The sequence below is a fragment of the Streptomyces sp. NBC_00704 genome (genome assembly GCF_036226605.1).
GTDB lineage: Bacteria > Actinomycetota > Actinomycetes > Streptomycetales > Streptomycetaceae > Streptomyces.
Genome location: NZ_CP109000.1, coordinates 3,758,905 through 3,772,353 on the forward strand (window position 1 = coordinate 3,758,905; position 13,449 = coordinate 3,772,353).

At 73.3% G+C, this 13,449-nt stretch carries 12 protein-coding genes; 8 read left to right on the plus strand and 4 right to left on the minus strand.

Annotated features, from left to right (window positions below; genetic code table 11):
• Window positions 1–21 precede the first annotated feature (21 nt).
• The 3 genes from OG802_RS16325 (at window position 22) to OG802_RS16335 (ending at window position 2,703) form a co-directional block, all read left to right on the plus strand.
• On the plus strand, window positions 22–966 hold the full coding sequence (locus tag OG802_RS16325; RefSeq protein WP_329411279.1) for an RNA polymerase sigma-70 factor: 945 nt from the start codon (window positions 22–24) through the stop codon (window positions 964–966).
• Between the two features lie 124 nt (window positions 967–1,090).
• A complete protein-coding gene (locus OG802_RS16330) occupies window positions 1,091–2,344 on the plus strand; it encodes an NAD(P)/FAD-dependent oxidoreductase (RefSeq protein ID WP_329411281.1) in 1,254 nt (417 codons plus the stop codon).
• 83 nt (window positions 2,345–2,427) lie between these two features.
• Window positions 2,428–2,703: a ribosomal protein L7/L12 gene (locus OG802_RS16335; RefSeq protein ID WP_329411282.1), complete on the plus strand. Its 276-nt coding sequence runs from the start codon at window positions 2,428–2,430 to the stop codon at window positions 2,701–2,703.
• A gap of 144 nt (window positions 2,704–2,847) precedes the next feature.
• Here the strand turns inward: OG802_RS16335 and OG802_RS16340 are convergent, their stop codons facing one another.
• The gene (locus OG802_RS16340) at window positions 2,848–3,609 is read right to left on the minus strand and encodes a phosphoglyceromutase (RefSeq protein ID WP_329411284.1); all 762 of its coding nucleotides are present in this window, start codon (window positions 3,607–3,609) and stop codon (window positions 2,848–2,850) included.
• A gap of 196 nt (window positions 3,610–3,805) precedes the next feature.
• On the opposite strand from OG802_RS16340, the gene OG802_RS16345 reads away from it, so the two are divergent.
• Window positions 3,806–5,254 (plus strand): MDR family MFS transporter, encoded by a 1,449-nt coding sequence (locus OG802_RS16345; RefSeq protein ID WP_329411286.1) that lies wholly within the window; start codon window positions 3,806–3,808, stop codon window positions 5,252–5,254.
• A 22-nt stretch (window positions 5,255–5,276) separates the two neighbouring features.
• Here the strand turns inward: OG802_RS16345 and OG802_RS16350 are convergent, their stop codons facing one another.
• Window positions 5,277–5,711: a DUF2000 domain-containing protein gene (locus OG802_RS16350; RefSeq protein ID WP_329417113.1), complete on the minus strand. Its 435-nt coding sequence runs from the start codon at window positions 5,709–5,711 to the stop codon at window positions 5,277–5,279.
• 196 nt (window positions 5,712–5,907) lie between these two features.
• On the opposite strand from OG802_RS16350, the gene OG802_RS16355 reads away from it, so the two are divergent.
• Complete coding sequence (locus OG802_RS16355) at window positions 5,908–6,756, plus strand: helix-turn-helix transcriptional regulator (RefSeq protein WP_329411287.1); 849 nt, start codon at window positions 5,908–5,910, stop codon at window positions 6,754–6,756.
• 51 nt (window positions 6,757–6,807) lie between these two features.
• On the opposite strand, the gene OG802_RS16360 is transcribed toward OG802_RS16355, so the two are convergent.
• Window positions 6,808–7,428, minus strand: coding sequence for a YbjN domain-containing protein (locus OG802_RS16360; RefSeq protein WP_329417116.1), 621 nt, complete (start codon window positions 7,426–7,428; stop codon window positions 6,808–6,810).
• A 52-nt stretch (window positions 7,429–7,480) separates the two neighbouring features.
• Window positions 7,481–8,818: a D-inositol-3-phosphate glycosyltransferase gene (gene mshA, locus OG802_RS16365; RefSeq protein WP_329411289.1), complete on the minus strand. Its 1,338-nt coding sequence runs from the start codon at window positions 8,816–8,818 to the stop codon at window positions 7,481–7,483.
• A gap of 263 nt (window positions 8,819–9,081) precedes the next feature.
• Between mshA and OG802_RS16370 the strand changes: the two genes are divergently transcribed.
• From OG802_RS16370 to OG802_RS16380, 3 genes are all read left to right on the plus strand, one after another.
• The gene (locus tag OG802_RS16370; protein WP_329411291.1) at window positions 9,082–9,900 is read left to right on the plus strand and encodes a class I SAM-dependent methyltransferase; all 819 of its coding nucleotides are present in this window, start codon (window positions 9,082–9,084) and stop codon (window positions 9,898–9,900) included.
• A 464-nt stretch (window positions 9,901–10,364) separates the two neighbouring features.
• Window positions 10,365–11,477 carry a C40 family peptidase gene (locus tag OG802_RS16375; RefSeq protein ID WP_329411292.1) on the plus strand — a complete coding sequence of 371 codons (1,113 nt, stop codon included), beginning with the start codon at window positions 10,365–10,367 and terminating at the stop codon, window positions 11,475–11,477.
• Between the two features lie 323 nt (window positions 11,478–11,800).
• Window positions 11,801–13,288: a PP2C family protein-serine/threonine phosphatase gene (locus OG802_RS16380; protein ID WP_329411294.1), complete on the plus strand. Its 1,488-nt coding sequence runs from the start codon at window positions 11,801–11,803 to the stop codon at window positions 13,286–13,288.
• Window positions 13,289–13,449: the final 161 nt, after the last annotated feature.

A 13,449-nucleotide genomic window follows, 5' to 3' on the forward strand; every position in this document is an offset into this window, starting at 1 on the left:
GTGCGGGCTAGGATCCATGGCATGGCCCTGACCGTGAGCGATGTGGACCGGTTCGAGGCGGCGAGGCCCCGTCTGGAGGCGATCGCCTACCGCCTGCTGGGCTCCGCGAGCGAGGCGGAGGACGCCGTGCAGGAGACGTTCCTGCGCTGGCAGGCGGCCGACGTCGAGCGCGTCGCGGTCCCCGAGGCCTGGCTGACGAAGGTGCTCACCAACCTGTGTCTCAACCAGCTCACGTCGGCCCGCGCCCGCCGCGAGACCTATGTGGGCGCGTGGCTGCCCGAACCGCTGCTCGCCGGGGACGCGATGCTCGGCCCCGCCGACACCGTCGAGCAGCGCGAGTCCGTCTCGTACGCGGTGCTCACCCTGCTGGAGCGCCTCTCCCCCAACGAGCGCGCGGTGTACGTGCTGCGGGAGGCCTTCGACTACCCGCACCGGGAGATCGCCGAGATCCTCGACCTCACCGAGGCCGCCAGCCAGCAGATCTTCCACCGCGCCAAGCAGCACGTCGCGCAGGGCAGGACCCGCACGGAGATCGACGAGGCCGCGGCCCGGCGCATCGTCGAGGAGTTCCTCGCGGCCGCCACCAGCGGCCGGACCGAGCCGCTCGTGCGGCTGCTCACCCAGGACGCGGTCGCGATCGGCGACGGCGGCGGGAAGATCCCGGCCCGCGCCAAGGCGTTCGAGGGCGCTCTCGCGGTGGCCACGTTCATGCGGGGCCTGTTCAAGCCCAGCAAGGCCAAGCGCGCCATCGTCGGCGGCTCGCCCGACGTCTACGCCGCGACCGCCAACGGCGCCCCGGCGCTCGTGGTGGTGCTCGACGGCCGGGTCATCGGCGTCATGTGCCTGGAGATCGGCGCGGACGGCATCACCGCGTTCCGCAACCAGGTCAACCCCGACAAGCTCGAGCGCGCGACGCGGCACTGGGCGGCCGCCGACCACGGGGAACCCCTGCTCCGCGCCTTCTGACCACTCTGACGGCTCTCTGATCACTCTCTGACGGCGATGTGAGCTGCTTCACACCGCATTCCTGTCAGGAATCGGCGGGCCGCCCGGTTCAGGAGGCGAATCCGCTCAAGACAGGAGCAGCGACATGCAGCACCGCATCATCGTCCTCGGGGCCGGATACGCCGGAGCCGTCGCCGCCGGGCGCCTCGCCAGGCGACTGCACCGCGACGACGTCGCCATCACCCTCGTCAACGCCGAGCCCGACTTCGTCGAGCGCGTCCGGCTGCACCAGCTGGCGGTCGGCCAGGAGCTCACGCCCCGGCCGCTCGCCGAGATGTTCGCGGGCACCGGCGTCCGGCTGAGGATCGCGAGGGTGACGCGCGTCGACGTCGACCGCAGGACCGTCACCGTACGGGCCGCAGACGGAACCGAAGGAGCCGAAGCGGCCGGACACCGGGAAAAGACCGAGGAGTTGGGGTACGACACCCTCGTGTACGCCCTCGGCAGCGGCTGGAACGACCAGGGCGTCCCCGGCACCGCCGAGCACGCGCACCAGATCGCGAGCCGGCCCGGCGCGCTGCGGCTGCGGGAGCGCCTGTCCTCGCTGGCCGCCGGACAGCCCGTGGTCGTGGTGGGCGCCGGCCTCACCGGCGTGGAGGCCGCGACCGAGATCGCCGAGGCCCGCCCGGACCTCGAGGTCGCCCTCGCCGCCGGCGCCGGCCTGGGCGACTGGCTCTCGTCCAAGGGCCGGCGCCACCTGCGCAAGGTCGTCGACGGTCTCGGCATCACCGTGCACGAGCACACGACCGTCACCGCCGTCGAGGCCGACCACGTCGTCACGGCCGACGGCAGGTCCGTCCCGTCGGCGGTCACGCTCTGGACGACCGGCTTCGCCGTCCACCCCGTCGCCCAGGCCACCGCGCTGGAGGTCGCCGCCGACGGCCGGATCGTGGTCGACCGGACCCTGCGCTCGGTCTCGCACCCCGACGTGTACGCCGTCGGCGACGCGGCCCTGATGACCGGCCCCGGCGACAAGCCGCTGCGGATGTCGTGCGCCTCGGGCGTCCCCATGGCATGGCAGGCGGCCGACGCCATCGCGGCCCGCCTGACCGGCGGAAAGATCCCGACCGTGCCGGTGCGCTACTTCAACCAGTGCATCTCGCTGGGCCGCAGGCAAGGCCTCATCCAGTACGTCACCGCCGACGACCGCGCCGTCGACGCCGCCCTCACGGGACGCCTCGCCGCGCTCTACAAGGAACTGGTCTGCAAGGGAGCGGCCTGGGGCGTCAGCCACCCCGTCCTCGGACCGTCCCGCCGCCACCACACCACCCCCGGCCACCCCGCCCCCACCCAGGCCCCGGACCCGGCCCCGGCGACCGCCCCGGCCACGACACCCTGACCCGCAAACCCGTTGCCCGGGGAACCGCCCGTCGGCTTCGATTCCGACCATGACCGGCGCCGAGGGGCGGGGAGGGGAGAGACATGGCGGGCGAGTACATCCTGCTGGTGTGCGACGACGTACCTCACGAGGTCGTGCTCACCGACTCCGGCGCCCGCGTGATGGACGTCGTCCAGGTCATCCGTCGCCTCACGGGGCTGAGCCTGTGGCACAGCAAACTCCTCGCGACACGGCCGCCGGTCGTCCTCCTCTCCCACCTGCCCCCCGAGGATGCGACGGCCGCCGTCTCCGCCCTGCGTGATGCGGGGGCCCGAGCGGAGGCGAGACAACAACCGACACCGGACTTCCTGAAGCCCTGAGCCTGACCGGCCCGACGGCCCCGACTGGCCCGACTGGCCCGACCAACCCGATGACCCCGCCGCGGTCCCGGTGAGCCCCCCGGGCGACACCGCAAAGCCCCCGCCTGCGCCGTATGCGCAGGCCGGGGGCTCAAGGGGTGTCGCTTACTTCTTCTTGCCCTGGTTCTTGACTGCCTCGATGGCTGCTGCCGCCGCTTGCGGGTCGAGGTAGGTGCCGCCCGGGGTGAGGGGCTTGAAGTCCGCGTCGAGTTCGTAGGCGAGGGGGATGCCCGTCGGGATGTTCAGGCCCGCGATGTCGGCGTCGGAGATGCCGTCGAGGTGCTTGACGAGGGCGCGCAGGCTGTTGCCGTGGGCGGCGACGAGGACCGTGCGGCCCGCGAGGAGGTCGGGGACGATGCCGTCGTACCAGTAGGGGAGCATCCGGATGACGACGTCCTTGAGGCACTCCGTGCGGGGGCGCAGCTCCGGCGGGATGGTCGCGTAGCGCGGGTCCGCGGACTGGGAGAACTCCGTGCCGTCCTCGAGGGGCGGGGGCGGGGTGTCGTAGGAGCGGCGCCAGAGCATGAACTGCTCCTCGCCGAACTCCGCGAGGGTCTGTGCCTTGTCCTTGCCCTGGAGCGCACCGTAGTGGCGCTCGTTGAGGCGCCAGGAGCGGTGGACCGGGATCCAGTGGCGGTCGGCGGATTCGAGGGCCAGCTGGGCCGTGCGGATCGCCCGCTTCTGGAGGGACGTGTGGACCACGTCGGGCAGGAGGTCGGCGTCCTTCAGGAGTTCGCCACCGCGGACCGCCTCCTTCTCGCCCTTCTCGTTGAGGTTGACGTCCACCCAGCCGGTGAACAGGTTCTTCGCGTTCCACTCGCTCTCGCCGTGGCGGAGGAGGATCAGCTTGTACGGTGCGTCGGCCATGCGTATGAGCGTAATCGACCGCCCTGACGCGTCGCGCGGCCGCTCGCAGAGCGGACAGGGCGGGGGTGGAGCGGCGGCCGGGGGCGGGGCCGGGCCGCGTCGATTGACGTCATCTGTTAAATGAGTAGCCCTCGATTCCGCTTCCCTCGTAAGTTCTGTGAGCCGCCTGCGCCGCTTACATCCCGGGGGATCCGTCATGCCTGTCGCCGTGTTGAGACGTGCCGCCCGCGAGACGCTGTCCGGGCTGCCCAGAGAGTTCTGGTGGCTGTGGACCAGCACACTCGTCAACCGGCTCGGCGCGTTCGTCGCCACCTTCATGGCGCTGTACCTGACCCTGGACCGCGGCTACTCCGCCTCCTACGCGGGACTCGTCGCCTCGCTGCACGGGCTCGGCGGGGTCGTGTCGTCGCTGGGCGGCGGCGTCATGGCGGACCGGCTCGGGCGGCGGCCCACCCTGCTCGTCGCGCAGACCTGCACCGCCGCCTCCGTCACGCTGCTCGGCTTCATGGAGCACCCCGTCGCCATCGCCGGGGTCGCCTTCCTCGTCGGGATGGCGTCCAACGCGTCCCGGCCGGCCGTGCAGGCGATGATGGCCGACATCGTGCGGCCCGAGGACCGGGTCCGCGCCTTCTCGCTCAACTACTGGGCCGTCAACCTCGGGTTCGCCGTCTCGTCCACGGCCGCCGGGTTCATCGCCGAGGTCAGCTACCGCGCCGGCTTCCTCCTGGAGGCCTCGATGACGCTCGTCTGCGCCATCGTCGTCTTCCTCAAGCTGCCCGAGTCGCGGCCCGAGCGGGCGGACAAGGGCGCGGGCGCCCGCGACGACGAACGGGTCGGGCTCGGGACGGTGCTGCGCGACGGGCGCTTCATGAGCGTCGTCGGACTGTCCTTCCTCGTCGCGCTCGTCTTCCAGCAGGGGGCCGTCGGCCTGCCGGTCGCCATGGGCGCGGCCGGGTTCACGTCGGCCGACTACGGCATGGCCATCGCCGTCAACGGCGTCCTCATCGTCGCGCTGCAGATCCCCGTCACACGGTTCATCGAGCACCGGGACGCCCGGCGGCTGCTGGTGGTCTCCTCGGTGCTCGCGGGGTACGGGTTCGGGCTGACCGCGTTCGCCGGTTCGGTCGGCGTGTTCGCGCTCACCGTCTGCGTGTGGACCCTCGCGGAGATCATCAACGCGCCCACCCAGACCGGACTCGTCGTCCGCCTCTCCCCCACCCACGGCCGCGGCCGCTACCAGGGCATGTACACGCTCTCCTGGGCCCTCGCCTCACTGATCGCCCCGCTGATGTCCGGCCTGGTCATCGACCGGTTCGGCGCGGAGTGGCTCTGGGGGATGTGCGCCGTCGTCGGGACGGCGGCGGGGGTCGGCTACGGGGTGCTGATGCGCCGGCTTGCGGACGGGACTCCCCGCACGCCTGCCGTCGATGTCCCGACCTCGATCCCGACCCCGACCTCGATCCCGACCTCGGCTCCGACTCCGGCTTCGGGTCCGGCCCTGGCCTCAGGTATGACCCCGGCTCCGGCCTCGGGTCCGGCTCCCGTTCCGGCCCCGGCGGCTCCCGTTCCGGCCCCGGCGGCTCCCGTTCCGGCTCCGGCGGCTCCCGTTCCGGCTCCGGCGGCTCCCGAGGTCGGCGCCTGCTGAGTGCTCGCCGTCGACGCCGGTGTCACGGGTGCATCCTCGCCCCCTTGAGCACCTTGTCCACCGCGTTCCTCGGGCCGTACACCGCCAGTCCGACCAGGTCCAGATCGGCCGTCGGCACGGCGCGCACCGCGGCGCGGTTGTCCCGGTCGTTGCCGGTGGCGAAGAGGTCGCTCGTGAACACCGCGCGCGGGAGCGAGCGGGACAGCACGCGCGCGTGGGCGGCCTTCAACGTCTCCTTCGTGCCCTCGAAGACCAGCACCGGCTGGCGGAACATCGGCAGACAGGGGACGCCGTCCGCGTCCTCGTACGGCTGCCCGATCACCTCGGGCAGCTCCGTGCCGAGCCCGCTGACCAGGAACGCGGTGACGTTCAGGCGCTGCCAGGTCTCCAGGTCCTCGCGCAGCAGCACCGCGATCTTCGTGTCGAAGCGGACCGGTTCGGGGGTCGCGCCTTCCATCGCCGTCCCCGCCGCCGACTTCGCCGCCGCTTCCGCCGCCGACTTCGTGGTCGCCGTGGTCGCCGTGGTCGCCCTGGTCGCCGCGGTGGCGGTCGTGGTTGTGGTGGCCGTGGTCTGCACGGGCCTCGTGGTGTTCGCGGTGTCCATACGACGAGACTGCCGGTCGTCGCCCGCCGTGGTCTTGTACGTTCTTTGCATGGCCGCCCAGGACCCGGCCGCGTCCGCCGCGGCCGCACAGCCCACGGCCGACGTCCGCGCCTGGCGTCCCCGCGTGCCGGGCGTCGTGGAGGTCTTCCACGCCCGTTTCACCGGCTACGCCTACCCGATGCACGTCCATGAGGCGTGGACGCTGCTCATCGTCGACGACGGCGCGGTCCGCTACGACCTGGACCGGCACGAGCACGGGACGCCGCACGACACCGTCTCGCTGCTGCCGCCGCACGTGCCGCACAACGGCTCGCCCGCGACCCCGGAGGGGTTTCGCAAGCGGGTCCTCTACCTCGACGCCGGCGTGCTCGGCGAGGACCTGGTCGGGGCCGCCGTCGACGCACCCGACCTGCGTGATCCCGTGCTGCGGCGGCGGGTGGGCCAGCTGCACTCCGCGCTCGCCCGCTCCGGCGACGAACTGGAGGCCGACAGCAGGCTGACGCTGATCGGCGAGCGGCTGCGCGACCACCTCCGGCCACGCCGGGCGTCCTCCGCCGTCCCGCGTCCCGACCCCGTCCTCGCCCGGCGACTGCGCGAACTCCTCGACGAACGTGTCGTCGCGGGCCTCGCGCTGGACGAGGCGGCCGGGTTGGTGCAGGCCCATCCGGCCCATCTGGTCCGGGCGTTCGGTTCCGCGTACGGCATCGCACCGCACCAGTACCTGACCGCCCGCCGGGTCGACCTCGCCCGCCGGCTCCTGCTCGACGGGCTGCCGCCGGGCGAGGTCGCGGCCGCGTCCGGCTTCTACGACCAGGCTCATCTGACCCGGCACTTCCGCAGGCTGGTGGGGGTGACGCCGGGACGGTACGGGCGGCGGGGCGGTCCGGCGGGCGGGTGAACGCCGACGCCGGTGGCCGGCCCGCCGGGTCCGCCGAGCCGCTGGGGTCCGTCAGCCTGCCGAGGCCGTCGGGTCCGTCGGACCGGACGACGGGGGCGACGACGGGCGTTGCGTCAGGTGGGCGAAGGCGTCCAGGTTGCGGGTGGGTTCACCGCGGGAGACGCGCCACTCGTACTCGCGGCGGATGGCACTCGCGAAGCCCAGCTCCAGCAGTGTGTTGAAGGCGCCGTCGGCGGCCTCCAGGACCTGGCCCATGAGACGGTCCACCTCGTCGGCCGTGACCGCGGGGAGCGGGAGGCGGGCGGTGACGTAGACGTCGCCGAGCTGGTCGACGGCGTAACCGACGCCGTACAGCTTGAGGTTGCGCTCCAGGAGCCAGCGGTGGACGCCGGACTCGTTCTCGTCGGGGTGGCGGATGACGAAGGCGTTGAGGGAGAGGGAGTGGCGGCCGACGATCAGGGAGACGGTCGTCTTGAGTTTGCGGGTGCCGGGCAGCTGGGCCACGTAGGCGCCGGGGCCGGTGCTCTCCCACTCCAGCTCGGCGTCCCGCAGGAAGGCCTCGATGGCCTGTGCGGCGCTCTTCTCCGCGCCGCCACCGTCCGCACCGCCCGCGTCCGGGCCGCCACCGTCCGCGCCGCCCGCGTCCGCACCGCCCGCGTCCGGGCCACCCATGCCCTCGCCGTCCTTGCCTACTCCACCCATGTCCACGTCATCCATGTCCACGTCACCCATGTTCGGAGCGTACGCGACGGCGGTGGGACTGGGTCGCGGCCGCGTAGACGTCGGCCGTCGCGGCGGCCGCGGTGTCCCAGCCGAAGGACTGGGCGTGGGCGGCGGCCGCCGCGCCCATGCGGGCGGGCAGCTCGGGGCCGTCGGCGAAACGCTCGAGCACGCGCGCGTAGCCGGCCGGGTCGTGGCCCTGCACCAGGAAGCCCGTCTCGCCGTGCCGCACGGCCACCGGGAGACCGCCGACCGAGGCGGCGAGCACGGGGGTGCCAGCCGCCTGCGCCTCTATGGCGACCAGGCCGAAGGACTCGCTATAGGAGGGGACGACCAGGAGCGACGCGGCCCGGAACCAGTCGGCGAGCTGGTCCTGGCCGACGGGCGGCCGGAACCGTACGACGTCCGCGATGCCGAGCCGGGCGGCGAGCTTCTGGAGCCCCTCCGGCTTGCTGAGGCCGCTGCCACTGGGGCCGCCGACGATCGGGACGACGATGCGGGAGCGCAGCTCGGGGCGCTCGTCGAGCAGGACGGCCACCGCGCGCAGCAGGATGTCGGGCGCCTTCAGGGGCTGGATCCGGCCGGCGAAGAGGGGGACCAGGGCGTCCTGGGGCAGGTCGAGGCGGGCGCGGGCGGCGGCGCGGCCGTCCGCGGGCCGGAAGCGGTCGAGGTTGACGCCGGGGTGCACGACGGCGACCTTGCCGGGGTCCGCGTGGTAGTGCCGTACGAGTTCGTCGGCCTCCTCGGCCGTGTTCGCGATGAGGCGGTCCGCGGCCGCGACGATCTGGGTCTCGCCGATGACGCGGGCGGCGGGTTCGGGGGTGTCGCCGTCGGCCAGGTTGGCGTTCTTGACCTTGGCCATGGTGTGCATGGCGTGCACGAGGGGGGCGCCCCAGCGCTGGGCGGCCAGCCAGCCGACATGGCCGGACAGCCAGTAGTGCGAGTGCACGAGGTCGTAGTAGCCGGGGCGGTGACCGGCCCAGGCCTGCATCACGCCGTGCGTGAAGGCGCACAGCTGCGCCGGGAGGTCCTCCTTGGCGAGCCCCTCGTACGGGCCGGCGTCGATGTGCCGGACGAGGACCCCGGGGGCCAGCTCGACCGTCGGGGGGAGACCGCCGGTCGTCGCGCGCGTGAAGATCTCTACCTCGATGTTGATCGCGGCGAGGCGCTGCGCGAGTTCGACGATGTAGACGTTCATGCCGCCGGCGTCACCGGTGCCGGGCTGGTGGAGCGGAGAGGTGTGCACGGAGAGCATCGCGACGCGGCGGGGGCGGCGGTGGAGCCTGAGCCGCGAGGGAACCGCCGTGGAGCGACGCCCGAGCCTGTTGGCGTACTGGCTCACGGGGCGTTCCTCCTTGCTGCGGGCATGCCGGAAGGAGGGTGTGGCCGGCCCTCCAGGGGGGTGCAACGCCGCAGCAAGCGGTTCCCATTCCGGCCGGACGGGGAAACGGGCGGTTTTTGCCCAGCCGTTACCCTCTGTCGCTCAACCGTTCGAGGCCGGTGTGCGTGGGCCTGTCCGCGTGCGCCGGAGCGACGCGGCCAGGAACCAGTCGGCGGGACGGCGGCGACGCGGCGCCCTCCCATGGCCGCACTACCCTCTTGGGTATGACATCCCGCGCCTCCGTCCGCCCCGTGGGCACGGTCACGCGCGGGACGACGAACCCGAATCGGCTGCGCCGCATGGACCGCTGGATCGCCGCGACGCACGGCGCCGAGCTGCGGCGCGCCGTCGAGCCCGTCGCCGTGGACCTCGGTTACGGAGCCGCGCCCTGGACGGCCGTCGAACTGCTGCACCGGCTGCGTTCGGTCGCGCCCCGCGCGCGGGTCGTCGGCGTGGAGATCGAGCCCGCCCGGGTCGCGGCCGCCGCGCCCTACGAGCGCGAAGGGCTGGTCTTCCGGCACGGCGGGTTCGAGATCCCGGTCGGCCGGCGGCCGCTCCTCGTGCGCGCCGCCAACGTGCTGCGCCAGTACGACGAGGGCGAGGTCGCCGCCGTCTGGGAGCGGCTGTGCGCCCGCCTCGCGCCGGCCGATCCGGCCGCCGGGTCGGTGGGAGGGCTGCTGGTCGAGGGCACCTGCGACGAGATCGGACGCCGGCACGTGTGGGTGGCGCTGGGGCCCGAGGGCCCGCGCACGGTCACCTTCGCGACGCGGCTCGGCTCCCTGGACCGTCCCTCGGACCTGGCCGAACGGCTGCCCAAGGCGCTCATTCACCGCAACGTCCCCGGCGAGCCGGTGCACGCGTTCCTGCGCGACTTCGACCGCGCCTGGGCCGCGGCCGCGCCGTACGCGTCGTACGGCGCCCGTCAGCGGTGGATCCGCGCGGTACGGGACCTGACGGCCGACTGGCCGGTGACGGACGGCCCGGTGCGATGGCGGCAGGGCGAAGTGACGGTGCGGTGGGGCGCGCTGGCGCCCAGGAGCTGAGCGGGGGCCCGGCGGCCTGCGGCGACCTGCGGCACGTCCCGCGGCCTCGGTCGGCGCCGCAGCGTGCACCGGAGCCGCCGGATGCACCGGAGCCACAGGGTGCACAGAGGCCGCAGGAGGCGGCGGGGCGCCCGGTGCACCAGGACCGCCGGGGCGGCCAGGGCAGCCAGGACCACCCGTAGCCAGGCAACGGGCCGCCTCAAGAACCCGGCGCGCTCAGCCTCGCCGTGTGCGTGAGCCGGGTGGGTCCGTCGGGAACGATCTCCGCGAGCCGTACGTCACACAGGCGGGGGATCGCCATACCTGGGCGGCGAAGTGGGGATGGACTGCTTCGGTCGTCCTGGCGGGTCCGTCGTCTCCGTCGTCTCCGTCGTCGCCGCCTCTGTCGTTTTCGGCGCTGACGTGGCACGATCCCCCGAGCACCGTAAGTTACTGACGGTTAATCAGTGGTTGGGGGACGGGGTATGGGAACGGGGAAGCGCGGCCTGCTCGCGGTGGCCGTGGCCGTGGTCTGCGCGGTCACCGTGCTCGGAGCGCCCGGCACGGCGTTCGCGAGCCCGGAGCCCACGCCGAACGCGGCCTCGCCGTCGACGCCGGCGGCAGGCGCCGGGGCCCCGGCGCTCCCGTCGACCGCGACCGCCGACAAGAACCTGGAAGCCGTCCGCGCCCAGCTCGAAACGCTCTACCACGACGCCGCCGTCGCCACCGACGCCTACAACGCGGCGGAGGAAGCGGCCCGGAAGCAGTCGGCGGAGATCGTCGAGCTGGCCAAGAAGATCGTCGCGGGCCAGGAGAAGCTGGCGAAGCTGAAGGACCGCGCGGGCGCCGCGGCAAGGGCCCAGTACCGCACCGGCGGCCTGCCGGACGAGGCCCAGTTGATGCTGAGCGACAACCCCTCGGAGTTCCTCGACGGCGCGGGCCGGGTTCGCCAGGGCCAGCGCGCGACCAAGGGTCTGATCGGCCAACTCACCCGCACGCAGCAGGACTTGGAGCAGTATTCCAAGGACGCCTCCGCGCAGTGGGCGAAGCTGGAGTCGGGCCGCAAGGTGAAGGCGGCGGCCCAGAAGAAGATCGAGAAGCAGATCGCGCAGGCGGAGAAGCTCCAATCGCGGCTGGAGAAGAAGGAGAAGGCCCGCCTCGAAGAGCTGGAGCGGCAGGCCGCGCAGAAGGCGCAGACCGCCTGGCTGGACACCGGGATCCTCCGTGACATCGACAGCGCGGCCTCCCCGCAGGGCAGGAAGGCCGTGCAGTTCGCCACCGCGCAGATCAGCAAGCCGTATGTGTGGGGCGCCGAGGGCCCGGACAGCTTCGACTGCTCCGGCCTGACCTCCGAGGCGTGGAAGAGCGCGGGCCGGCCGATGCCGCGCACCTCGCAGGAGCAGTGGAAGCAGCTGCCGCACGTCCCCGTCGCGGACATGCGCCCCGGCGACCTGATCATCTACTTCAGCGACGCCAGCCATGTGGCGATGTACGTGGGCGACGGCTCGATCGTCCACGCCCCGCGCCCGGGCCGTACCGTCACGCTCGCCGGGGCGGGTTCGATGCCGATACTCGGGGTCGTCCGTCCGGACGCGTGACCGGCGCCCGCCCGGAACGCCCCCTTTTCGCCCTCCCGCTGCCCCGTCACCCCCGCCCCCTCTCCCTCGCGCGACCTGGACCACGTGACCCACGACACCCCTCTCCGTGACCCAAACGCAGGGCAGACGTGACGTTCGTCATCCCTGTCCGATTCCCGCCCTGCCCAACTGCGGTACGGAACGCGGCATATGACAGTGGCCAGAGCTCAAGCTGGGTGTCTCACACCATTCCGTTGCGACGCCTTCTGCCGCTATGGTCCCGGTCGGTGGGTCGAGGTCCCTCGCCCCCGCCAGCCCTCGGGGGGAGGGAAGGAACCAAGACGATGCCCGTACCCGTACCGCGGCAAAGAGCGATCCCGGCCGTGGAGAGTGGTCAGGCGCACGCCGCGCCCGCAGCCGGCGGTCCCTCCAAGGAAGACACCGTCCGCACCGAAGACACCGGCCGCAACGAGGCGACGCCGGCCGGGAACGACCCGACGCGCAACGCCACGCCCTCCGACGGCGTCCACCATGGTGTGAGCACCACAGGCGTGAGCACCACAGGCGCGAGCGCCCCCGTCCCGAGCCCGACGGGCGTGAACGCGGCCGGCGCCGACGCGGGCGCCGCCGCCGTGGGTGCAACCGCCCACACGACCCTCACCCTTCTCCTCATCGAGGACGACCCGACGGCCGCCCCGTTCGTCCGCGACCTGCGCGACTCGGACGACCGGCCGATCCGCGTGCGCGCCGCCCGCAACCTCACCGAGGCCGAGCGGCTGCTCACCGACGACGTCCACTGCATCCTGCTGGACCTCGCGCTGCCCGCCCCCGGACGCGCCTCCGCGGCGGCCGGGGACGACGACGAACTCGCCGTGCTGCGGCATGTGCTGCGGCTCGCGCCCCGGCACGCCGTGCTCGCGCTCACCGCGTCCGGCGACGCCGAGCGCGGCGCGGAGGCGGTGCGCGTGGGGGCCCAGGACTACCTCTTCAAGGACGAGCTGGACGGCCGGCTGCTGAGCCGCGCGATCCGCTACGCCGTGGAGCGCAAGCGCTCCGACACCGCCGAACGGCGGCTCGCCGAGGGCAAACTACGCGCGCAGGAGAACGCCCGGCTGGAACGCGGCCTGCTGCCCACGCCCCTCCTCGAGGGCTCCCTGCTGCGCTTCGCCGCCCGCTACCGCCCCGGCCGCTCACGCGCGCTGCTCGGCGGCGACTTCTATGACACCGTCCGCACACCGGACGGCACCGTGCACGCCATGATCGGCGATGTGTGCGGGCACGGCCCGGACGAGGCGGCGCTCGGCGTGGAGCTGCGCATCGCCTGGCGGGCGCTGACCCTGGCCGGGCTGTGCGGCGACCAGCTGCTGAACACCTTGCAGCAGGTGCTGGAGCACGAACGCGACGACGACGAGATCTTCGCGACGCTGTGCACGGTGGACATCGCGCCCGACGGCCGCCGGGCGGGCCTGTGCCTGGCCGGCCACCCCGCGCCGCTGATCGCCCGGCCGGACCGGCCCGCGCGGCTGCTGCCCCATGACAACAACGGTCCGGCCCTCGGGCTGCTGCCGGGTGCGCGCTGGCCGCGGACGCAGGTCGAGCTGGGGGCCGAGTGGAGCCTGATGATGTACACCGACGGCCTGATCGAGGGCCGGATCGGCGAGGGCCGGGAGCGGCTGGGCCAGGACGGCATGGTGGAGATGATCCGCCGGCAGCTGTCCGAGGGACTCACCGGCGAGGCGCTGCTGCGGGCCGCGGTGAACGAGGTGCGTGAACTCAACGGGGGCGAGCTGACGGACGACGTGGCGGTCGTGCTGCTCGACCGGGCCCCCTGAGCGGCACCGACGAGCGGGCCGATCGCGGGCCCTCCCTCAACGGACCCGATCGCGGGCCCTCCCTCAGCGGACCCGACGGCCGACACTCCCGTCCACGGCGCTCCCGGCTGACCCCGCTGAGGCAGCAGTCCCGTCCACGCCGCTCTCGGCTGACCCGACGG